The organism is Nitrosomonas supralitoralis (genome assembly GCF_003011925.2).
GTDB lineage: Bacteria > Pseudomonadota > Gammaproteobacteria > Burkholderiales > Nitrosomonadaceae > Nitrosomonas > Nitrosomonas supralitoralis.
Map to the genome: position 1 here is coordinate 1 of NZ_PXXU01000057.1, position 21,871 is coordinate 21,871.

Here is a 21,871-nt window from a genome sequence, read left to right on the forward strand (position 1 = left end):
GCGGATCTGTCGGTAATACCATGGGTTATCCTCTCAAAAAATATTTGAGGATAATTGAGCGCATTAAAAGATGTTAGATGGTGGCGTTGGACGCTTATCTCCATTTGCCGGCTGGTAGTTTTTAGCTTCCTTAGTAATTATTTGTCCATCAGGCAGCTATTCTGGCATCCAACAAAAACGATGGGGCGTGATGAAATCTGATACACCAATCAATTACTTCTTCATGCTTGACATACAGAGAATCCAAATAGGCTTATTAATAACATCTTTTAATAAACAGTCAGGGTCTTAAGTTAATGGAGCGTATCCACTATCAGAGAGATAACAGAATCATCAATAAAAATCGATCGTTTGCGCGTTCGAGCAGAAATCTTTCTGTTACGAATAGCAAGGCGTTAGGCGAATAATGTGTTCTCTAAGCTTGAGTGAAATCGCGTGGATATCGGTTTCGTTTGGATCGGCATCAGCTCAATTATGAACTAACTGCCAAATTGTTTGATAATCAGGGCTATTATCTAAAAACATAGCAAGCTATTGGCAATAATAATTGAACAAATTTAATAGACGGTTAATTGTCTGCGCACTTAAGAAGATTTAATTCTCCTTTCTCTTTGTTGCATAAAAGATTCACTTTAAAGTCCATATGTAAATTAATTGTGAAATATATGTGAAGTATTTGTGAATTTAGTGTAAACTTTCTGTTAAGTTTGAATTCAAATTATTTCAGGTATTTATTAAACATTTTTTTCTGGAGCATATAAATGAGTAAAAAACATGATAGTAGTTCGACAATTCTCTTTATTTTTGTTTTAGTAAGCGTTCTCGCTTCAATCAGTTTGATTTTGTTTGAAGGAATGCATGAAGGGATATTATTCTTTGCCGGTTATCTTGTAGTTGCCGCAATTGGCAGTACTTTTAAAGATAAAACATATTCATCGCGCAGAGCTTTGGGCTGAGCCGTCTTAAACACACATTAGACCAATATTAATATTGGTCTAATGTGGCGGATTTAAATTCGAAGTACAACTTTTGATGTCTGCTTGGTGTAACTTATCGGCAGTCCGAAGAATACCTCATGCGGGGTTCTACATCCAGGCATTGACAATGGAACTGGCCTATTTGAGCCGAAACCTTTTGGGCAAAAAGAGTGAATCACTGTCTACCTCGCATCCTGATCTTTTTGAGTAAACCCTGCGATCTGATTGGGCGGCGGTAAACGCAGAAATTGAACAGCTTGAACCGTATGCAAAAGCAGATTCAGCCAAAGCACTGCGTTCCCGTGTCTGCCGCCAACCATTACCGGATCACTTGCCGCGCATTATCTTCTTCGACTATCAACCCGGTCGTAGTGGCCGGCATGCGCAAAGCTTTCTGGAAAACTGGCAAGGTCACTTGTTGGTCGATAACTATGGCGGCTACAAAGCTCTGTTCGCCGAAAAACAGGCGGAGCCCTGAACTGAACTGGCTTGTTGGGCGCACGCACGCCGTAATTTCTTCGATCTGCACCAGGCCAATAACAGTCTGATGGCGTTGGACGCTTACACTCAAAGGGCTGTTTCTCCATTCGATTCTGGCGAGAAGGTTCAGCCACAGCAATACCTCACACCATTAAATCACACCTTGAGCAATCGCAACTTTATACTTGCCGGACTATTCTTTGGATTATAAAAACATGGATGGGGAAGGTCTTCGGCGTACCCTATGAAAACATCGCAGCTCAATTTTCAATTTCTACCGGATTCTTTCTTGTTGGGTTTGACTGTGGGATGGCAACATGGGGTATCTATGGAGTAGTGGTCATCATGAAAGTCCTTGCTGAAGGAAATATGTTTCAACCAGACTATACGGCGCCAGTTCATTGTGGTGGCACTCAGTTTTTTGGCAATTCCTTTTGTGAGATTCAGTGCCGTTACTCTGATCAAGGGCGTCGTCATTTAAATTTACATTCTGTTTACCTGGTGGGAGTATCAAGAATCAATTCTCTCTAGAGTGGCTATCGGAATTTGGGTCACCTTTTTCTATTTTATTTCCCTTGTCGTTCTGGCTGCCCCAGCTGTTTTGGTCAATCGCGTATTGGTAAAATATAAACTTCGGCAGGAACGAGAATTATCTGCAAGGCTCGACGACCATCGGAAGTTACTGGGACAAGAAAGTCAAAATACTGAAATAAAAAATCCATAGTCGCAGACATCGAATGGTTAGGAAAAGATCGCGAAACACTGCATCACATGTGGGCGTGACCCTTCGGGAAAGTTCAAGGAATGCAATACAGTCTCGTCTTTTTGGCAATGTGTTTGTATCCTCGAAAAGCGTCGAAAAAGCCCTATCCGATTCCCCTCCCCCTGAAATTCTACAGATTCTTAAAGAGCTTCTATTAACCTGATCGTAGTAAATAAATACGGTTGTAAAAAGACAAAAACATGGCTCTTTAAAAGAGGCGCAAGAAATAGCTGTACCGCAGTTTAATTTTAAATTTGGCGTACAGCTGATCGGAAGCGCTGTTATTCTGTAGAATTAGAACATTACATCAAGACTACGGGAGGAGCATCATGAATATTCAGGACGAACTTCAAGTAACCATTGACGCGCTGGTACAAAAGGGTAAAGGCATTCTTGCTGCCGATGAAAGCAGCCCTACCATCGCCAAGCGCTTCCAGGCCATTGATGTTGAATCAACCGAAGAAAATCGCCGCGCTTATCGAAGCTTGTTACTGTCAACTCCGGATCTGGGTGAGTTCATTAGTGGTGTTATATTATTTGAGGAAACCCTAGGACAATGCAGTGATGATGGTGTCATGTTGCCTGCATTGTGCGTGCAGCAAGATATTGTTCCGGGAGTCAAAGTTGATAAAGGAAAGCTTCCCCTGCCCAATGCCCCGGGGGACGAAATCACCCAGGGTCTTGATGGGCTTGAATTGCGTTTAAAGGGATACAAACAACAAGGTGCTCGGTTTGCTAAATGGCGTGATGTCTACCACATCAATGAGGTTACGCCAAGCCTGCTCGCCATTCAAGCCAATGCAGAGGTTCTGGCCCGGTATGCTGCTATTTGTCAAGCACAGGGCATAGTACCCATTGTCGAACCTGAAGTATTGATTGATGGCACTCACAGCTTGACACGCTGCGCGGAAGTTAGCGAAGTAGTGTTTCATGAAGTGTTTCATGCCTTGCATAGGCATCATGTTGTTCTGGAACACATGCTGTTAAAACCGAACATGATAGTGCCGGGCAAACTAAATCCACAACAGACAAACCCGCACGAAGTAGCTGTGCAAACCGTCAGAATATTGCGTCGCACTGTCCCGGCAGCCGTTCCCAGTATCAATTTTCTTTCCGGCGGCCTAACACCAGAAGTTGCAACGGCTAACCTGAATGCCATGAACCAACTGGATCCGCAACCTTGGGAATTATCCTTTTCTTACGGTCGTGCACTACAAGAACCTGCATTACAAGCATGGAAAGGTGATTCAGCAAATAACCAAATAACTCAGGCGGCATTATACCAACGCGCCAGACTCAATGGCATCGCACGTTATGGCAAGTATACTGAAGCCATGGAGTGCAGGTAATTAGGCGCTTCACGAAGTCAATAAAATGATTAAATACATAAAGCGCAAGAAGCTTGTGTTCGCGTTGTACGCAGAATTTCAAACTCAAGGTGACGACCGATTTTAAAAATAATTACCGGTCGCTCCTAATATTCTGAGCCGGGAATTTTCTGTTAATGCACCTGATAAAGCGTGATTCTGTGGCACTACCAACATCCCTACAGATAAAGGTTGGCCATATTTGGCTGAGTAAAAGATATGTTTAATGGAGAACTGGCCGGTTATGTCACGAATGAGAGTATGACTAAGGATTAGGTTATACAAGCTCTGTTTCGTGCAACTACCGAAAAACATCCGGATTAAGAATTGATTACTCATTCAGATAGCGGTAGCAAATACTGCAGGCATGATTACTAGGAGCTTTCGAAGCAATCCAGTATGGCAATGCCCCGATGGAAGGTTCATAAAAAATACTCAAAAATGAATTGTTATACCCTCGAAAATTCAAGGTGCGGCAATAAGCAACTCGGACGATTCCTGAATACATAGAAATCTTCCGTAATCGACAGCGAAGACAGAAGAAATCGAGTTATCTGTCACCAGCAGAATTTACGCAACGATATTATGAAAAATTAGCTGCTTAGCCATATAAGCTTCTTTTGACAGCACATATGACTGCCGAAAAGTCGCATCAAGCCAGATGCTCGATCACTCTTCCATCTCTTTTAATGTGTCAGATAACTAGTTACCCGATGAAGCAAAAATATTCTGAAGAAAATGTGGTGCTTTCTTGTTTCATCGACAGAACTTGCAGATGTTAATTTTTTGTTGATATAATGTAAATTATTTGTGAAGTTTGAGGTCTTAATAAAAGGAGGCTTTAAATAACATTTAAATAAGCATTTAGGAGAGCGAGATGAAAAAAAGTCCAGAGTTTTTTAACGCAATTGTAACAGCCGCCTTCGTTTTATTTGGTATTGTTCCTTTGATTGGGCTCATTCTATTTGGTTCTGTGCCGTCTTTTTCGGCAATGCAATCTGACGCAAGCTGGTCAGAAACCGATATCATTTTAGGAATGGTATTTTTCTTAGGATATCTTGTAATTGGTAGTGTATCTACAAATAGAACGCGCCATCCCATGAAGAAAATTTTTGCTTAAATTTCCCCAAGCCTTGGATGGGCCAATACCTTGTTTAAGCATTGGCCCCTTTTTTTAGTTCAGAGGCTGGCAAAAGAAAGTGAAACTTTCTTGTAATATTTTGGTATTAACAAAACAATTCTCGCCTAACACTAGAGCTGTCGCCTTTATACAGATCGGGCCTTTTCCTGGACTACAAAGCCATTGACTCAATGAGTTAGTCAACAAATTCCGCACTCTCCAAATAATCAACTTTTATCATTTTTGCTGCAATTGCTTCTTGTTGACTTGAATTTTTATATTCCTGGCATGGATGTCGTCGATGATTGTTGTAAAACTTGAGAATATTCTGCAGTCCATCTTGCTGGGTATTGTCAAGTCACGCCAAATTGAGCTGATTCCTGTCTCCGGAAGTCATTTCGAATACCGAGCAATCAATGAGTCACAAATTTATGCATTGACGATTTTCGTTCGAATTTTCTTAATTTGGCAATACCCCGCTAGCGCAATAAAAAGATATCCTTCCAAAAGCCACCTTTTTCAAATAATATTTAGGACTACACTCACATTATAAAAAAATTAACGCTATATATAGCGTTAATTTTCAGATATTCAGTATGTTTGTTTTCTGTGTCTTTCTCAGAAATTCTAAATAACAAGGACAAGTTTATTTTCAACTCTATAATTGCCATTTGTATTGGCGCATCCCTTGGTGCCGTATTGAGATGGTTGCTGGGGATGTCGCTCAACGCGCTGTTCCCGACTATTCCGCTTGGCACATTAGCGGCGAATCTGATTGGCGGTTACCTGATAGGAGTAACGCTCGCTATATTTGCTAATCATCCAGGTCTTGCGTCCGAGTGGCGCCTGCTTATAATTACCGGCTTTCTGGGAGGATTAACTACGTTTTCCACTTTCTCTGCTGAAGTTACGATGCTGATTCAAGAGGGGCGTATATTTTGGGCCACCGGCGCAATTAGCGCCCATGTAATAGGCTCCTTGATCATGACGATGCTAGGACTAGCAACAGTTTCTGCGTTCAGAACTCTATGATTCTAAGGAGGATGCCATGAATGGCTATCAATTGACTTTCTTCACCCAGCAGGATCGCAAGCACGATCACATGCCTCTCGGGGAATGGTTGGTACAAGAAACCCAAAAACTTGGTATTGGCGGAGCAACTTTGATTGCAGCAACCGAAGGTTTTGGGCACGATCGCAAATTACATTCTGCACGTTTCATTGAACTCACTGATCAACCGATTGAAGTAACCATGGCCGTAAGCGAACAAGAAGCAAAGCGCATTTTCTCGCATCTGAAAGATGAAGGTGTCAATATTTTTTACATCAAAGTACCAATCGAATTCGGCATGACCGAAGAAATTTAAATGTCTTGCAATACAACAGTGTAATGTCTCCGTCTTTTTAAAACCTGCTGATAGAAGCGTCATCATGCAAACCAAGCAAACAACCGTTTACCAACATGCCCACAGATACCCTTGAGCTTACGGACCAACTTTGGATATATCATTAAGACCAACCCAATGACAATAATTATTAGACTGAAAATGCAATACCAGTTGTATCGTGTTACGATTTTTACTTAGCAGCATTACTGCTTTGTTGATAGAAAAATCACTGTAAAAGCATTGCATCATTTTCTGATGCAGAATGTAATAATCACTTAATTTACTGTTTCTTAGCAGGCCGTTGAAAAACGTTTTCGAGGCAGCTGGTACAAAACAAAAACAGGCGAAAAAGCGCAGTTTATGCTTAATAAATGAGCACCTTGAGCCTGTTCTTAACACCGTAGCAGCAACGCGGTTAGTTTTTCAACAGCTTGTTAGAATCTTACTAAAACAACGAAGGTAACTGCATGCCTAGAGACTTGTTTAAATTATTGGGCTCATTAACTTAATAATATTTGAATTTACGCACAATTATTCGAAGTTAAATAGGGACTTAGGGATCACAAATGGAACAATACCTGAACATACAACTGGTTCAATTTGTCCTTACGGTCGTTTTCAGTTTTCTTATCGGCCTTGAAATCAAGTCTTATCGCTTACAGTTTCACGCTCAGGAAACATCAACCACTATTGGTTCGGCTCGTACCTATACTTTTATAGGAATGATCGGTTATATCTTTTGTATCATAGATGAAGGATTGGTTGTCTATATCGCGGGGATGATCTGCTTTACACTGCTTTTCTCGCTCTTTTATTTTCAGCGACTAAAAGAACAGAAAACAAGCGTCCTAGTGTATTTAGTGGCACTTGTGGTCTACAGTTTTGGACCACTTGTAGTTCATTATCCTTTTTGGCTTGCTTCCCTGATTTTTGTTCTGACCATCTTCATTCTCAATGCAAAACAGAACCTCCATAACTTGATGTTGAACATCAATGTTGCAGAGATGGGGACATTGGGAAAGATGGTGCTGCTCTCCGCAGTCATTCTTCCATTGTTGCCTCACAACAATATCGCTGATTTTCTGCCGCTTTCCCCATTTGAAATCTGGTTAGCAGTGGTGATTATTTCGGCAATTTCTTATGGAAGTTATGTTGTTCAGAAATATTTTCTCAACCAAAAAGGGTATCTGCTCGCAAGCATTATTGGCGGAGCCTATTCCAGTACAGCCACGACAGTCGTACTCTCACACAAGGCAAAAGGAATAGGTAATAGCATGGCATCAATCCTGACTGCTTCGATTATTGCCGCTTCCTCCATGATGTATCTAAAACTTGTCGTTGTTGCGGCAATCTTTAACTCCGCGATTGCTATGTCACTGTTGTTGCCCTTTATTGGTCTCTTTCTGGTAGGGATCATTATTGCTTTGCTTTATGCCAAAAATAACGCAACCGTTGGAGCAGTTGATATGCAACTGATGGACAAGAATCCACTTGATCTCGGAGTGGCCTTTATTTTCACAGGGATTTTTATTGTCATGATGATCGTGACACATTTCGTGACTACGCATTTCGGCACGAGTGGGCTAAACATCCTTTCTTTTTTGGTCGGTTTTACAGACATTTACCCTTTCATTTTATCGATCTTGACAGGAGATCATCGGATTGAAGATACGCAGGTTGTTTCGGCTATCCTGATTGCAGCTGGCAGCAACAATATACTAAAAGCCATATATACGCTCTGGTTTGGAGGAATCAAGGTAGGTTTGCAAGCAGCGGTATGGCTAATACTGCTAGGTATAATTACAATTGGCTACACCTTAGTGCTGTAGCAAGTTCTCCCACAAAATGTTTATTTTCCACATTCTATGGAATCTCACATCTATACTTTTACTTACTGTATCCCGTATTTCTTTCATTCATTCTTTGCGCATCACTTTGCGTTAAATCTTCAAATCACAAATAATCAATTCAAGAAATGTCTATTCTCCTTGTCAACATGAATGCTGGCACGTGCATGGCAAGTTGCTCTACTTGCCGTGCACAATTATTTCGATCCGATGAACGAAAGTGGACTCAGTAAAGCTCAGTTGACGCAACGAAGGCTTGACGGATAGCACGTACCAACAAGCCTTCGTTGCCAAGTTCATCGACACAACTTACTGATTGATAAAGAAAGTAGCTTTGCGAATATTAGATGACACGCCGAAAGCTTTCAGGTCCTTGTCGTCGCAAATGCCGTTACTATCGGCATCAGGAATCACGTCCGGTGCGTCATTAAGAATCTGATCAAAATCCTTATCCGCTGCGATGGCGGCATAAACGGTACTGCGTGTATTCACGCCGAATAGTGGTGCACCCACGATCCAGGTATCCCAAAGTTCGGCCCTCTCGGCTTCGTTATGGGTCACACCCGTGAGATTAAAAAGATTGGCGAGATTCTGGCACGACTGGGCACCGATGGTGGCGGTGGATACCAGCACAATCAGACCTGGCAGACGGTCATCACGACCCGGAGAGAATGTTCCCAGCATCGGCGGAACATTGTTATGCGCTCCCGGCCCAGTCAGTTGAAAACTGGTGAAGCCGGTGCGTTCCAGCGGCACGTCGAACTCGATTTTGAGGTCGACAATCCAACCAAAACCGCCCACGCCAACACGTTGGCCATTCTCCGGTGCAAACATTTTGATCTCGGCCATCCGCTCTGCGGACTGTGCGGTCAAGGGAACAAGGCAGGCGATCGCTAATGCTGCCGCTGTAGTTCTACGAAGGATACTCAATGAGACTGTCATGATGCTCTCCTGTTTTCAAGGTATAGAAATCAATTGATCGCCAACTTGACAGTCGCTATCACAGGTGCTGTCGCGACTGCTACGTCGGCTCAGCCAAACACGTCTCGTCCACGCAGTTGCAAGCCGCCTGAGACGAAAACATGAGAAATGTGCAGATCAAAAACACTCTTCTCACTAAAATGCAGTTTACTGAAAACAAAGCTCTGTTGCAAAAAATATCAAGAGTAGCGAATTATCCCGTTTTCCAGGGCAGTTCATTAATGCCAGATTTAAAATGGAGTCATTATCAGGTCGATTTGTTCTTGAGTTGTGTCGGATAGGATTGTAAAAAAGGAATCATCTGTCGCAGATTGAAAGAAATGATGCTGAAACATATGGTTGCAGTCAAGCATACAACGCCATCTCGTTGGCTTCAGCATTATGCGCCGATGCGGAAAAATGTCCGCGCTGGTTCTGGAAGCAGACACTGACTAAATCTGGCAAGTGAACAAGAGCTAAGACAAGGTCAGAGAAAGCTAAGGGATGTGTACCGAGTTATCAATGAGCACGACCATACGGTTGATTGCTATTTCTCTCTACCGCGTTATTTCCTAGAGCTCATGCAATTAGCCCAACGGCTTAACGTTTAAAATCATCTGTGGTAATTTCTTTTTCACCGCACAGCTTAGCAGCTTCATTAACGCAGCCGATGGCGGCGGTCATTTCAAATTCCGCTTTTTTGGCTTCCACTATCGCAGTTTTTATTGCTTCTGTTTCCATATCAATTGCTTTTCCAGGATTTTCGGCTAAGTTGCGTATCTGTATCGCAAGGTTGTGAAGCACATCATAGCGCTTATCCGCTGCATTCTTAGCCTGTTTCAAAAAAGCATGATATTCACCCAGCGATTGATAGTCCATCGTTCCTCCTTCAACTTGCATCAGATCTGCGCTCAATACGAACCCCCAGCTTCTTTACCCCTGTAATAATGCCAAGCTTGGCAACACTAACCTTAACCCAGGGCGATTGAAATTCTTGCAAAATGGTTTGCGCGATGTGTTCAGCCAAAGCTTCCAGCAACGAAAAATGTTTGTTGCTCAGAATATTGTTAATTCTTTCGATTACCAGCGCATAATCCAATGCATCTTTGATGTTATCGGATTGACATGCACGACTGGTAGGAAATGCAATCTCCAAGTCTATTTGGATAGTCTGTGGAACTATCCGTTCCCAGGGATAAATACCAATTAAAGTCTTGGCCTTAAAGTCATGCAGAAAAATAATATCCATCGGTGATTAAGCGTTAAAATGTGCGGGTTATTCTGGGACTACCGGGAGTTTTATTGTTATGAACAATTCGCGATTCTATTCTATTTTGTCCGGGTGGTGCTAATCACATGACGGTATTGGTATTTGCTTTGTTAGCTTATTTGTTGGGATCGGTATCCTTTGCCGTGATATCCAGTTGGTTTTTTAAATTACCCGATCCACGCACGTACGGCTCAAAAAATCCTGGCGCAACCAATGTGTTGCGTAGCGGCAAGAAGTCGGCGGCGGTTTTAACTCTGCTGGGTGATGCTGGTAAAGGCTGGCTGGCGGTAACTCTGGCAAAAACGTACGCCACGAGTTGGGAACTGGGAGACGAAGCGGTGGCCGTGGTTGCGTTAGCAGTATTTCTTGGGCATGTGTTCCCGGTATTCTTGCGTTTTCAAGGGGGTAAAGGCGTAGCAACTGCAGTGGGCGTATTGTTGGGGCTGCACTTGTGGATAGGTCTGATGGCTATCGCGACTTGGATGCTGGCTGCACTGATCTGGCGTATATCATCGCTGTCGGCCTTGATTGCAGCTGCGTTGGCACCAGTATTTACTGCAACCATGCTGGGTTTTGGAAACAGTACATTCGCTGTTTTGCTGATGACACTGTTACTGATATGGCGACATCAGTCGAATATTGTTAATTTACTCGCAGGCAAGGAAAGCCGTATTGGCGAAAAAAAATCTCCTGGCCCCTAGTCAGCTTCCGGCATTTCAAGCATTTCCAGATCCCAGCGGGCCTTGACAGTGAAACTGCTGGCTGATTGCAAATTTTTTTTCGGCATTGCTTGAAGTCTCATCGCACCGGCAAAAGCTATCATGGCACCATTGTCGGTACAAAACTCAAGTTCCGGATAAAAAACGGTTGCACCTATCAAGCCCGCTTTATAGCTGAGATTTTTGCGTAATTGCTCGTTGGCACCCACACCCCCGGCTACCACCAGCTGAGTCAATCCTGATTGTGATAAGGCCGCCAGTGATTTTTCCGTCAACACCTGCACAACCGCCTCTTGAAATGCCAAGGCAATATCCGCACGGATCTGGTCTGTACTGTCCTGTTTGTTGATTAAAGTCAGTACCGCAGTTTTTAGCCCGCTGAAACTAAAATTAAGATCTCCGCTATTGAGCATTGGTCGCGGCAATTTAAATTGGCCTGGCTGACCGCGACGCGCGAGTTTAGATAAAGCCGCACCACCCGGATAGCCCAACCCCAGCAACTTCGCTGTTTTATCGAATGCTTCCCCTGCAGCATCATCTACAGTTTCGCCCAGCAGCCTATACTGACCGACTGCATCCACTTGCATCAATTGCGTATGCCCCCCCGATACCAGCAACGCAATGAATGGAAAACTCGGTGCCGGCGTGGATAATAACGGAGATAGCAGGTGCCCTTCCAGATGATGGATACCCAGCGCGGGTATCTGTAATGCAAAACTCATTGCCGCGCCAATACTGGCACCTACCAAAAGTGCACCAGCCAGACCGGGACCTTGCGTATAAGCGATTGCATTGACTTGGTGCAAATCACAATTCGCAACGGCTAATGTTTGCTTAATCAAAGGCAACACGCGCCGGATATGATCGCGTGACGCCAGTTCAGGCACCACGCCACCATATTCGTTATGCATTTCTACTTGAGAATACAACGCATGACCCAGCAAGCCTCGATCTGTGTCATAGAGTGCGATTCCGGTTTCGTCACAAGAAGTTTCAATACCTAAAACAAGCATTGGAAAGAATCAAGGTAGTTGCGGTTTTTTGGATAAATCATCACTGGGCTATTTTAGCATTGCGAATCTCAACTGAATTGAAGCTTTTGCTCTATTCATTTCGATGTTCTTACTCCGCATAATGCCTGATTCAGAAGCCAATTGCTCGGACTCATTTCACATCGGGAAAGGCTGTCAGTAGATAAATTCCTGCAGAGTAGATATAATCCGCTGAATAATTAGCCTTTAAAACAAGAAACCAAAAACTATTTATTCTAAACATTCACCTCATCAAAATTACCTGCGTTGCTAGTTCACGAATCACAGAATGCATTAATTCCATATCTGCTTTTGTGAGCAGATCAGGTGAAATAACACTCAATAAACCATAACTCATCCGGCATGTTCGTTAATTAGCCCTATTGATTACTTTAAATATATTAATTCTGGAGGAAAAATGAGTCACACGCTTTATGAAACCACCGTACAGCGGGTACAACGCTGTGAATTGGCCGTTCCAGGCTCCAACCCGGGGATGTTTGAAAAGGCATTGATTAGCGGTGTGGACTTTGTTTTTCTCGATTTGGAAGATGCCGTTGCGCCCGATGATAAAGTTCAGGCGCGTAAAAATGTTATTCAGGCACTTAACGATCTCGATTGGAAAGGCCATGGCATCACAGTCTCTGTGCGTATCAATGGCCTTGATACGCAATACATGGTACGAGATGTGGTGGATCTGGTTGAGCAGGCAGGAAGCAAGATTGATACGCTGCTGATCCCGAAAGCGGGAGTTTACGCAGATATTTATATGGTGGAAGCCATGGTGACACAGCTAGAAAAGCAACAAAGCCTGACCAACCGCATTGGACTGGAAGCGCTGATCGAAACTGCGCTGGGTATGGCCAATGTGGAAGATATTGCGCGTCATGGCGCAGCAGGACGATTGGAAGCATTACATTTTGGCGTAGCCGATTATGCCGCCAGCAACCGTGCCAGAACCACCAATATCGGCGGTTTGAACCCTGATTATCCCGGCGATCAGTGGCATTTCGCCATCAGTCGCATGATTGTGGCCTGCCGTGCTTATGGCTTGCGTCCCATCGATGGGCCATTTGGCGATATCAAGGATCCGGATGGTTACGTGCTGGCAGCGAAACGTGCAGCAGCACTGGGTTGCGAAGGCAAATGGGCAATTCATCCGACCCAGATTGAACTGGCAAACGATGTATTCACACCACCTGAACGAGAAATTGAAAAAGCCAAACGCATTCTGGCTGCGCTTAAAGAAGCAGCCGCCCAAGGTAAAGGTGCTGCAGCATTGGATGGTCGTTTAATTGACGCAGCTTCCGAAAGAATGGCCAATAATGTGGTAAAAGTCGCGGATGCGATTGCCGCCAAAAATGGGTAATGACTAAAGGCCGCTGATTGCGGTTTTTTTGTTTTAATGATGCAATAAATTGAACATTAACGCAATTATTGCGATTGTTTGGGGAAATTGAATTGAACATTCACGAATATCAAGCGAAAGAAATCCTGGCAGAATACGGCGTCAAGATCGCTGAAGGTGGTTTGGCCTACAGTGTTGTCGAGGCAGTGCAACGTGCCCGAGAAATCGAAGGCGATGTATGGGTCGTCAAAGCACAGATTCATTCGGGTGCACGCGGCAAGGCAGGCGGCATCAAGGTGTGCAGAACGCATGCAGAAGTCGAGCAAGCTGTTGAGGAATTAATCGGCAAAAAACTGGTGACACACCAAACCGGTCCTGCTGGAAAGATTTGTTCCAGAATCTATGTTGAAGCCGGAACCAGCATCAGCAAGGAAATGTATCTATCTTTCATGATCGATCGCACCAGTGAGCGCGTCATCCTGATCGGTTCTGCCGAAGGCGGAATGGAAATCGAAAAACTGGCAGAGACCAATCCGGATGCGATCATCAAAATTTATATTGAACCCGCTGTCGGGCTGCAGGATTTTCAAGCGCGAAAAATGGCATTTGGCCTTGGTATCGATCCGGCGCAGTTGAACCATGCAGTAAAAACCATCAAAGGCTGCTATCGTGCGTTGCGGGATCTCGACGCCAATGTCCTGGAAATCAACCCGCTGGTCATCACCACTAATAACGAAATCCTGGCACTCGACGCCAAAATGGAATTTGACGAAAATGCACTGTTTCGTCGTCATAAAATCGCTGAGTTGCGTGACAATACGCAAGTCGACAATCGCGAAGTCGCAGCCGCCGAAGCCGGTTTGAGTTATGTCGGACTGGATGGCGACATCGGTTGCATGATCAATGGTGCGGGCCTGGCGATGGCAACGATGGACATGATCAAGCTGGCAGGTGGTGAGCCCGCCAACTTCCTTGACGTCGGTGGCGGCGCATCTGCCGAGCGTACCGAAAAAGCATTCCGTCTGGTGCTCGCTGATACCAACGTTAAAGCGATGCTGGTGAATATTTTCGCCGGCATTAATCGCTGCGACTGGATTGCGGAAGGCGTAGTGCAGGCGGTCAAGAACATCGATATGAAAATCCCATTGGTGGTTCGCCTGTCGGGAACAAATGTCGAAGAAGGCCGCAGCATTATCAAGAACAGCGGTTTGCCGATCATCACAGCCGACACATTAGCGGAAGCTGCGGAAAAAGTAGTTCGCGCCCGTGACGAAGTCGTCGCACAAAGAGCCTAGGAGTTCAAAGTGGCAATATTAATCAACGAAAAAACAAAAATTATTGTTCAAGGCTTTACCGGGAGGATCGGTACCTTTCACGCACAGGAAATGATTGAATACGGTTCCAACGTGGTCGGCGGTGTCACGCCCGGTAAAGGCGGGCAAACGCATCTGGGGTTACCAGTATTCAACACCGTCAAGGAAGCGGTCAAGCAGGTAGGCGCGGAAGCCAGTATCGTTTTCGTGCCACCGGCCTTCGCTGCAGATTCGATCATGGAAGCTGCAGATGCTGGAATCAAATACTGCGTCTCAATCACTGACGGTATCCCGACGCAAGACATGATGACGGTAAAGAATTTCCTGCGTCGTTTTCCAAGAGAAGAACGAATGCTGCTGACCGGACCGAATTGTGCGGGCACCATCAGCCCAGGTCGCGCCATGCTCGGCATCATGCCAGGACATATTTATATACGCGGCAATGTCGGCGTGGTTGGTCGCTCCGGCACCTTAGGTTATGAAGCCGCCGATCAGATGCGTTTACTCGGAATCGGCATTTCAACCTCTGTCGGCATCGGTGGCGATCCGATTCCCGGTAGCTCGCACCGCGATATTCTGGAACGGCTGGAACAAGATTCTGAAACCAAAGTAGCGTTGATGATCGGCGAGATCGGCGGCCCACAGGAAGTCGAAGCCGGCAAATTCGCCAAGGAATACATGACCAAGCCGCTGGTGGCTTACATTGCTGGCTTAACCGCGCCGGAAGGACGGCGCATGGGACATGCAGGCGCGATCATCTCCTCCGCCGGAGAAAGCGCAGCGGAAAAAGTCGCGATACTGAAAGAACTCGGTGTCACGATTTGTCCGACGCCATCGCTGATGGGTCAAACCGTCGCGCAAGTCCTGGCGAAGCTGTAACAGCATGCTCAAAATAAAAAACCCGGGAATTGGCGTTTTCGGGTTTTTTTTATTTTGTAGCCAAATTAAGTTGGATACGATTTAACATACTGGTGGCAAAAGCCCTACTTATCACAACGGCGACTGATACGTAAAAAAACAGAGAACGGCCTGCGCAAGGACTGTCACGCTACCGAAATTGCGTTATCCAACAAATCCAATATGCCCCGCAATGCAGTTTCAACCGCCAAACGCCTGATGGTCTTACGGTCGCCCTTGAAGCGATAAGTTTGTTGCCGCACCAGGCCATCTTTGATAGCCCAGGCAAAACACACCATTCCCACCGGTTTTGTTGCTGTTCCACCGTCGGGTCCGGCAATGCCGGTAATTGATGCGCTAATCTCTGCATGGCTTTGGTTAAGCGCACCGATGGCCATTTCCTGCGCAGTTTGAGGGGATGCAGCACCGAATTGATCCAGGGTGGCCTGTTGCACGCCCAGCATTTCGCATTTGGATCTGTTGCTATACGTGATAAATCCCCGTTCATACCAGCCTGAGCTGCCTGCCACAGCGGTTACCGCTTGACCTACCCAGCCGCCGGTACAGGATTCAGCCGTCACCAGCATCCATCCACGCTGCGCAAGGGCTTCCCCGACGCGCACTGCCAGATCGAAAATGGCTTGATCATCATCAAAAATTTGTGACTCACGGGTCATAGATAGACTACCTTACAAATTTCAATTGAGAATGATGGTATTGTGAGCCCTCTTCTATTCATTGCAAAATCAAACTAGAAACTGAAGAACTCCTGGGCGTTTTCAAATGCTCATTCATAAATGCGCCCAGAGCTTTTTGCCACCTAGGTTGCATAAAAATAAAACCGTTGTTGTGGTTACCTTGCAGTGTTAAAAAATGTTTTGGATCGGAAGTTGCGTGAAACAGCCTCTGACCATGCTGGAACGGGATGATTTCATCTTGCGGGCTGTGCGCGATAAAAACCGGGCAAGTGACTGAATACAGTGATTCAAGCGTATTGTAATCAAAACGGCTGATCCAGCGTACCGGCAGAAATGGATATATTTGTGCGGCCAGATCGGGAACTGAAGTAAACGTCGAAGCCAGCACCAGCAGGCCGGGCTTTTCACGGGCAGCCAGCCAGGCAGCCATAGCGCCCCCGAGCGATTCGCCAAACAACACAATCTGCTCAGAAGCAATCTTTTGCGTTGCAGTCAAATGCCGCCAGACTGCCTGAGCATCCAGATAAGTGCCGGATTCCGACGGTGTTCCGCTACTCTGGCCATAACCCCGGTAGTCAAACAACAGGGTGTTATAACCCAACTGCTTGAACATGGTTAGATAACTGATGCGATGAGAAATATTTCCGGCGTTACCGTGGAAAAACAATACTGTGCCTTTGGCATCCAGCACAGGCACCCACCATCCATGCAGTGTTTCACCATCATCAGTGGCGATGCTCACTGATGAATAATCCAGTCCGAACATTTCCGGCGTACTGCTGAGCTGCTTGTCTGGAAAATACACCAAACGGGATTGGCCCCAATAGATCAATATAACCAATGCGAGGTATCCAACCGCCAGGAAGATTAATAGATTCAGCAGCATGCGCATGGAGTGATGGATCAAGGTTGCTTTAGATCAATCACGATATCCGCACCCAGGTCGGTAGTCGTAAATGCCGAATCGCTGAATTTAGGAAAACCGACGTGCTGTTCAGGATTGTTCGATAAGCCAAACGGTTCGCTCGGTAACAGATTCCACTGTTTTTTTAATTTACGGTTTGCATCCAGATCGTGATAAGCCGCCACGGCGTAGGTACCGGGCTGCTCGAGATTGATACAGACTTTCTGTGGTCCCTCTGCCGCCGGAGCGCGAACCTTGCGCGTGCGCCCTTTCTTGAACAAAAACTGCTCGGGATCATGGTACAGCTCAACGTTCAGCACACCGCCCGGTTGCACACCATTGACGGTTACCCTGACTTGTGCGAGATCTGCATTGCAGGTATCGGGAACTTCATTCGGATTGATGTTGAATTCTTCAGCAGAATGCGCCTGGGCGCAGACCAGAAGGCCCAGCACGAGCATCCCTGCCAGTTGTCTGGGAGCTGTGAACAATGGTTGTGGCGTCTTGGATTTCATGGTTTTCATCGGTATGATATTTTTGTTGCGCAGCGAATGAATAGTTTACTATAACCGATTCGCTAAGAATAAAGCCATACGACCGAAGAAAAACGCCATCCGTTCCAGGAATGCATGAATAAAGAACAACTGAAAAAACTTGAAGCCGATCTGTGGAGTGCCGCCGATAAACTGCGTGCCAATTCCGACCTGAAGTCGAGCGAATATGCGACACCGGTATTGGGGCTGATCTTCCTCAAATTTGCCGACAATAACTACCGCCGCCACGAGCAAGCCATTCTCGCCGAATACCAGCAATTGCAAGGTTCGCGCCGCGAGAAACCGGTGTCTGAAATCGCCATCGAGCAATGCGGTTTTTACCTGCCCGATCATACCCGTTACGATTATCTGCTGAATCTGCCGGAAGAAAAGGACATCGCCAAGGCGCTCAAGGAAGCGATGAAGGCCATCGAGGAATACAAGCCGGAACTCGAGGGCGTGCTGCCGAAGGATGAATACGCGGCGCTGACGCGCACCGACAAAACCATCCCGCAACAATTGCTGAGAACCTTCGCGGATATTCCCGCCAACGCGAGCGGCGACCTGTTCGGGCAGATTTATGAATACTTCCTGTCCGAATTTGCCCGCAGCGAAGGCCAGAAAGGCGGCGAGTTCTTTACCCCGCGTTCGGTGGTGCGGTTGATGGTCGAGATCATCGAACCGCACGGCGGCAAAGTGTTTGACCCCGCCTGCGGTTCCGGTGGCATGTTCGTGCAATCCGCCCAGTTCATCGCAGCGCACCACAATGAACTGAAAGGCGCGGACAGCGGCGTGTATATGTGCGGTCAGGAAAAAACCCAGGATACCGTCAAGCTCGCAAAAATGAACCTTGCGGTCAACGGCCTACGCGGCGAAATCAAGCAGGCCAACACCTATTACGAAGACCCCTATGACAGCTTCGAGCAATTCGATTACGTGCACGCCAATCCGCCGTTCAACGTCGACGACGTGAGCCTTTCCAGTGTGGAGAAGGACCGGCGCTTCAACACCTACGGCATCCCGCGTAACAAATCGAAAGTGAAGAAAGCCGATGAAGGCAAGGAAACCGTGCCGAATGGCAATTACCTGTGGATCAGCCTGTTCGCCACCTCGCTCAAAGCGCAAGGCCGCGCTGCATTGGTCATGGCCAATTCCGCCTCCGATGCGCGCCACTCTGAAGCCGACATCCGCAAGACGCTGATCGAGCAGAATCTGATCTACGCCATGCTGACGCTGCCATCGAACATGTTCTACACCGTCACGCTGCCTGCCACGCTGTGATTTTTCGACAAAGCCAAGAATGACGACAGAATTCTGTTCATCGACGCGCGCAACATTTTCACCCAGATCGACCGCACCCACCGCGAATTCAGCGCAGAACACATCCAGAACATCGCCCTCATCAGCCACCTGCACAAAGGCCAGCGCGAAAAATTCATCCGGCTCATCGACCGCTATTTCGCTGCCGGTATGGAGCGGCTGATCGAAGACAACGAAAAGATCGACCCCGTCTGCGCGCAACTGCTTGATGTGCTAGACGATGCGGGCGGCAAACTAGCGGTGAGTGAACTGTTACAGCATTGGACGGAATTGGATGAACTCAAAATACACTACCAGCAATATTTACAACAAAACGGTTCTGTCATTCCGAGCAACTGCGAGGAATCTTACGCGCACGACAAGATTTCTCCTTTCAGTCGAAATGACAATTGGGGAGATCGAAATGACAGCGATGTTGCTGGCAATAGTGTCATTCCGAACGAGAGTGAGGAATCTTATGCTTACACGGAATCTTCCACAGCCACCGTCAACGCCAGGATTCAGGTGCAACACCAGTTACGCAATGCCTTCGATCCTTTCTTCGCCGCGCTGCACCAAGGTTTGAAGCATCTGGACAAAACCGTGCGTCAGCACGAAAAACAGCAAACCAAGCAGGCGCAGCAGGAAGGCAAGCGCACCTCGACTGACCGTAAAACCAAGGCGCTCAAATCCGCGCTGGAAGAACTGCACCAGGATGTGAAAAATGCCGAACTGTACTTTCAGCATATCCATTGGCTGCAAGAGCGGTTTCCCAACGCGGCCTTTGAGGACGTCACCGGACTGTGCAAACTGGCCACGCCCGAGGAAATCAAAGAACAGGATTATTCGCTGAATTCGGGACGCTATGTCGGCGTGGTGATCGAGGAAGATGGCAAGAGCGAGGAGGAGTTTATTGCGGAGTTGCTGGCGATGAATGATGAGTTTGAGAAACTTAGCCTTACAGCTCGCAAACTGGAAGAAATAATTACTCAGAACATCAAAGTAGTCGCAAACGAAATATGAAAGAATCATTTTACAGAAATTCGAAAGAGTTAGTAACTTTCAATACGGGTAAGCTTGATTCTAATGCAGCGGAAGATGACGGCAAGTATCCGTTCTTTACTTGCGCTCAAGACACCTACCGAATAAACAAATACGCATTTAATACTGAGTGCGTTTTGCTGGCTGGGAACAATGCTGGAGGGATTTTTCCGCTCAAGTTTTACAAAGGTAAATTCAACGCGTATCAAAGAACTTACATAATCGAATCTCGCGATCCACAGCGTCTGGATATTAAGTATTTCTATTTTTTTCTAAGACCTCTGCTAAAAGCTTTTGAGCAGCAAGCAACTGGCGCAACTACAAAATTCCTCACCCTAAAAATTCTCAACAACATACAAGTTGTTCTGCCGAGTATTGGGAGTCAGAAAAAGATTGCTGCTATTCTTTCCGCCTACGATGACTTGATCGAAAACAACCAGCGGCGCATCGCGCTGCTGGAAAAGATGGCCGAGGAAATCTACCGCGAATGGTTTGTGCGCCTGCGCTTTCCCGGCCATGAGAAGGTGAGGATTATCAAAGGCGTGCCAGAAGGATGGGAGGTAAGATGGGTTGCGGATTTGGTTGATAGAAAACGTTTCGGACGAATTTATCGTGAGAGCGAACTGCTACCAGAAGGTGCTGTTATAGTAATCGACCAATCAACAAAAGAGTGGTTAGGTTTCCATGAAGGTAAAGCTGAGCATCAGGCGTCACCGGATCGCCCACTGATATTGTTTGGCGACCATAGTTGCAAAATGCAGTTAATGATTGAACCCTTTTCGTTGGCAGAAAATGTGATTCCATTTACCAGCAAGAACGAGATGCCGATCATTTTCCTCTATTACCTTGTGCATTCGTTAGTAGAAACTATCGAGTACAAACGGCACTGGACAGATTTAATAACTAAACAAGTTTTTGTGCCAGCAAGTTCTCTACAAGTGCAATTCGATGAGCGAGTAAGAAATCTAATTATCATGGCAAAGCATCTTAAATTGGTCAATGCAAATCTGGGTAAAACTCGTGATCGGCTCCTCCCTCGTCTCATCTCCGGCAAACTTTCCATTGAGCATCTCGACTTCCGATTTCCGCCCGGCATGGAGAAATCGGCCTGTGTTTGATTTCAAAACCAGACGCGACCGCCAACCGCCTGTCATTTCGACAGTATGGAGAAATCTTGTATTGTGGTTCAGATTCCTCACTTGTGTTCGGAATGACAAGCGTGCCGGTTGGAATGGCAGGGCGCAGGAATGGCGTGAGAGCGTTGTTGCGATGGGCTTACAGCGCCCAGGGGTTGAACACTTGTGGGTACAGCGCGAAGTCCTGCGCATTGCGGGTGACCACGGTAAGGCCGTGGCATTGGGCGGTGGCCATGAACAACCCATCCATCAACGGCAGCGGTTGCTCGGCGAGTTCGACAGTCGCGGCGATTTGCGCCCAGACATGCAGTGCGGCGGTATCGAGCGGCAGGATGCGCCCGGCGAAACGCTGTTCCACCTTGCTCAGCCAGCGGATGACTTCCGGCGCAGGCGCTTTTCGGGCATATTCGGACAATACGCAGGTGTCCAGCAGCCAGCTCATAGCGCGATGGCGCGTCCGGTGTCACGACTGCGGGAAATATCCAGATCATCCGCAGCGAGACCGGGTTGCAGCAGTGCGTCGGAGAGTTTGCCTTCACGGCGGGTGAGGCGGGCGTATTCTTGCGCCGACACCACCACTGCCACCGGTTTACCGTGCACGGTAACCGTATGGGCATCGCCGCTGGCTGCTTGTTTGATCAGTTGGCTGAAATTGCTTTTCGCTTCTTGCAGTTGCCATTCTTTATGCATGATACTCTCCAATTATTCTGGCAGACTGGGCAGAATTTAGCACAGATTGGATGGGTTGGCTTTGTTCTTTCTTCCTTCTTCCTTCTTCCAT

General features: G+C 46.4%; 21 protein-coding genes and 3 pseudogenes. 14 read left to right on the forward strand and 10 right to left on the reverse strand.

Annotated elements, in window-relative coordinates:
* Nucleotides 1-761 precede the first annotated feature (761 nt).
* The 7 genes and pseudogenes from C7H79_RS14160 to C7H79_RS14200 all read left to right on the forward strand — a co-directional run bounded on the left by C7H79_RS14160 (nucleotide 762) and on the right by C7H79_RS14200 (nucleotide 6,073).
* Complete coding sequence (locus C7H79_RS14160) at nucleotides 762-956, forward strand: hypothetical protein (protein WP_106707893.1); 195 nt, start codon at nucleotides 762-764, stop codon at nucleotides 954-956.
* A 352-nt stretch (nucleotides 957-1,308) separates the two neighbouring features.
* Nucleotides 1,309-1,668 (forward strand): annotated as a pseudogene (locus tag C7H79_RS19020) (IS66 family transposase).
* 8 nt (nucleotides 1,669-1,676) lie between these two features.
* Nucleotides 1,677-1,988: a hypothetical protein gene (locus tag C7H79_RS14170; RefSeq protein WP_106707895.1), complete on the forward strand. Its 312-nt coding sequence runs from the start codon at nucleotides 1,677-1,679 to the stop codon at nucleotides 1,986-1,988.
* 561 nt (nucleotides 1,989-2,549) lie between these two features.
* Nucleotides 2,550-3,569 carry a class I fructose-bisphosphate aldolase gene (locus C7H79_RS14180; RefSeq protein ID WP_106707898.1) on the forward strand — a complete coding sequence of 340 codons (1,020 nt, stop codon included), beginning with the start codon at nucleotides 2,550-2,552 and terminating at the stop codon, nucleotides 3,567-3,569.
* A gap of 895 nt (nucleotides 3,570-4,464) precedes the next feature.
* Nucleotides 4,465-4,707, forward strand: coding sequence for a hypothetical protein (locus tag C7H79_RS14185; protein WP_106707900.1), 243 nt, complete (start codon nucleotides 4,465-4,467; stop codon nucleotides 4,705-4,707).
* 648 nt (nucleotides 4,708-5,355) lie between these two features.
* The gene (gene crcB, locus C7H79_RS14195) at nucleotides 5,356-5,739 is read left to right on the forward strand and encodes a fluoride efflux transporter CrcB (RefSeq protein ID WP_106707929.1); all 384 of its coding nucleotides are present in this window, start codon (nucleotides 5,356-5,358) and stop codon (nucleotides 5,737-5,739) included.
* Between the two features lie 16 nt (nucleotides 5,740-5,755).
* Nucleotides 5,756-6,073, forward strand: a complete 318-nt coding sequence (locus C7H79_RS14200) for a DUF190 domain-containing protein (protein WP_106707904.1) — start codon at nucleotides 5,756-5,758, stop codon at nucleotides 6,071-6,073.
* A 164-nt stretch (nucleotides 6,074-6,237) separates the two neighbouring features.
* Here the strand turns inward: C7H79_RS14200 and C7H79_RS19025 are convergent.
* Nucleotides 6,238-6,391 (reverse strand): annotated as a pseudogene (locus C7H79_RS19025) (IS1595 family transposase); the annotation flags it as partial.
* A gap of 269 nt (nucleotides 6,392-6,660) precedes the next feature.
* Here C7H79_RS19025 and C7H79_RS14205 point away from each other — a divergent pair.
* Complete coding sequence (locus C7H79_RS14205) at nucleotides 6,661-7,923, forward strand: MgtC/SapB family protein (RefSeq protein ID WP_106707905.1); 1,263 nt, start codon at nucleotides 6,661-6,663, stop codon at nucleotides 7,921-7,923.
* A gap of 327 nt (nucleotides 7,924-8,250) precedes the next feature.
* Here C7H79_RS14205 and C7H79_RS14210 read toward each other — a convergent pair whose 3' ends face one another.
* From C7H79_RS14210 to C7H79_RS14225, 3 genes are all read right to left on the reverse strand, one after another.
* Complete coding sequence (locus tag C7H79_RS14210; protein WP_147383619.1) at nucleotides 8,251-8,697, reverse strand: hypothetical protein; 447 nt, start codon at nucleotides 8,695-8,697, stop codon at nucleotides 8,251-8,253.
* Between the two features lie 804 nt (nucleotides 8,698-9,501).
* On the reverse strand, nucleotides 9,502-9,780 hold the full coding sequence (locus C7H79_RS14220; protein WP_147383620.1) for a hypothetical protein: 279 nt from the start codon (nucleotides 9,778-9,780) through the stop codon (nucleotides 9,502-9,504).
* A 10-nt stretch (nucleotides 9,781-9,790) separates the two neighbouring features.
* Nucleotides 9,791-10,150, reverse strand: a complete 360-nt coding sequence (locus tag C7H79_RS14225) for a dihydroneopterin aldolase (protein WP_106707911.1) — start codon at nucleotides 10,148-10,150, stop codon at nucleotides 9,791-9,793.
* A gap of 107 nt (nucleotides 10,151-10,257) precedes the next feature.
* On the opposite strand from C7H79_RS14225, the gene plsY reads away from it, so the two are divergent.
* Nucleotides 10,258-10,872, forward strand: a complete 615-nt coding sequence (plsY, locus tag C7H79_RS14230) for a glycerol-3-phosphate 1-O-acyltransferase PlsY (RefSeq protein WP_106707913.1) — start codon at nucleotides 10,258-10,260, stop codon at nucleotides 10,870-10,872.
* Here the strand turns inward: plsY and tsaD are convergent.
* Complete coding sequence (gene tsaD / locus C7H79_RS14235) at nucleotides 10,869-11,903, reverse strand: tRNA (adenosine(37)-N6)-threonylcarbamoyltransferase complex transferase subunit TsaD (protein WP_106707914.1); 1,035 nt, start codon at nucleotides 11,901-11,903, stop codon at nucleotides 10,869-10,871. The two genes, plsY and tsaD, sit on opposite strands and share 4 nt — an antisense overlap.
* A gap of 436 nt (nucleotides 11,904-12,339) precedes the next feature.
* Between tsaD and C7H79_RS14240 the strand changes: the two genes are divergently transcribed.
* From C7H79_RS14240 to sucD, 3 genes are all read left to right on the forward strand, one after another.
* Nucleotides 12,340-13,290, forward strand: coding sequence for an HpcH/HpaI aldolase/citrate lyase family protein (locus tag C7H79_RS14240; protein ID WP_106707916.1), 951 nt, complete (start codon nucleotides 12,340-12,342; stop codon nucleotides 13,288-13,290).
* A 92-nt stretch (nucleotides 13,291-13,382) separates the two neighbouring features.
* The gene (locus C7H79_RS14245) at nucleotides 13,383-14,564 is read left to right on the forward strand and encodes a malate--CoA ligase subunit beta (RefSeq protein WP_106707931.1); all 1,182 of its coding nucleotides are present in this window, start codon (nucleotides 13,383-13,385) and stop codon (nucleotides 14,562-14,564) included.
* Nucleotides 14,565-14,573: 9 nt separating this feature from the next.
* Nucleotides 14,574-15,461, forward strand: coding sequence for a succinate--CoA ligase subunit alpha (sucD, locus tag C7H79_RS14250; protein WP_106707918.1), 888 nt, complete (start codon nucleotides 14,574-14,576; stop codon nucleotides 15,459-15,461).
* 164 nt (nucleotides 15,462-15,625) lie between these two features.
* On the opposite strand, the gene C7H79_RS14255 is transcribed toward sucD, so the two are convergent.
* From C7H79_RS14255 to C7H79_RS14265, 3 genes are read right to left on the reverse strand one after another with little or no spacing between them, the layout of a single operon-like run.
* Entirely contained in the window at nucleotides 15,626-16,156 is a 531-nt protein-coding gene (locus C7H79_RS14255; RefSeq protein WP_106707920.1) for a CinA family protein, read from the reverse strand.
* Nucleotides 16,157-16,214: 58 nt separating this feature from the next.
* Nucleotides 16,215-17,069: an alpha/beta hydrolase gene (locus C7H79_RS14260; protein ID WP_106707921.1), complete on the reverse strand. Its 855-nt coding sequence runs from the start codon at nucleotides 17,067-17,069 to the stop codon at nucleotides 16,215-16,217.
* A gap of 11 nt (nucleotides 17,070-17,080) precedes the next feature.
* Nucleotides 17,081-17,596: a DUF2141 domain-containing protein gene (locus C7H79_RS14265; protein ID WP_106707923.1), complete on the reverse strand. Its 516-nt coding sequence runs from the start codon at nucleotides 17,594-17,596 to the stop codon at nucleotides 17,081-17,083.
* A 114-nt stretch (nucleotides 17,597-17,710) separates the two neighbouring features.
* Between C7H79_RS14265 and C7H79_RS19510 the strand changes: the two are divergent.
* Both C7H79_RS19510 and C7H79_RS14275 read left to right on the forward strand, forming a co-directional pair.
* Nucleotides 17,711-19,936: pseudogene (locus C7H79_RS19510) on the forward strand (type I restriction-modification system subunit M).
* Nucleotides 19,933-21,072, forward strand: a complete 1,140-nt coding sequence (locus C7H79_RS14275; protein ID WP_106707924.1) for a restriction endonuclease subunit S — start codon at nucleotides 19,933-19,935, stop codon at nucleotides 21,070-21,072. The pseudogene C7H79_RS19510 and the gene C7H79_RS14275 overlap by 4 nt, the downstream one beginning before the upstream one ends.
* Nucleotides 21,073-21,229: 157 nt before the next feature.
* On the opposite strand, the gene C7H79_RS14280 is transcribed toward C7H79_RS14275, so the two are convergent.
* Both C7H79_RS14280 and C7H79_RS14285 read right to left on the reverse strand, forming a co-directional pair.
* The gene (locus C7H79_RS14280) at nucleotides 21,230-21,532 is read right to left on the reverse strand and encodes a PIN domain-containing protein (RefSeq protein ID WP_106707926.1); all 303 of its coding nucleotides are present in this window, start codon (nucleotides 21,530-21,532) and stop codon (nucleotides 21,230-21,232) included.
* Nucleotides 21,529-21,780 carry a type II toxin-antitoxin system Phd/YefM family antitoxin gene (locus tag C7H79_RS14285; RefSeq protein ID WP_106707927.1) on the reverse strand — a complete coding sequence of 84 codons (252 nt, stop codon included), beginning with the start codon at nucleotides 21,778-21,780 and terminating at the stop codon, nucleotides 21,529-21,531. Before C7H79_RS14285 ends, C7H79_RS14280 begins: the two co-directional genes overlap by 4 nt.
* Nucleotides 21,781-21,871 lie beyond the last annotated feature (91 nt).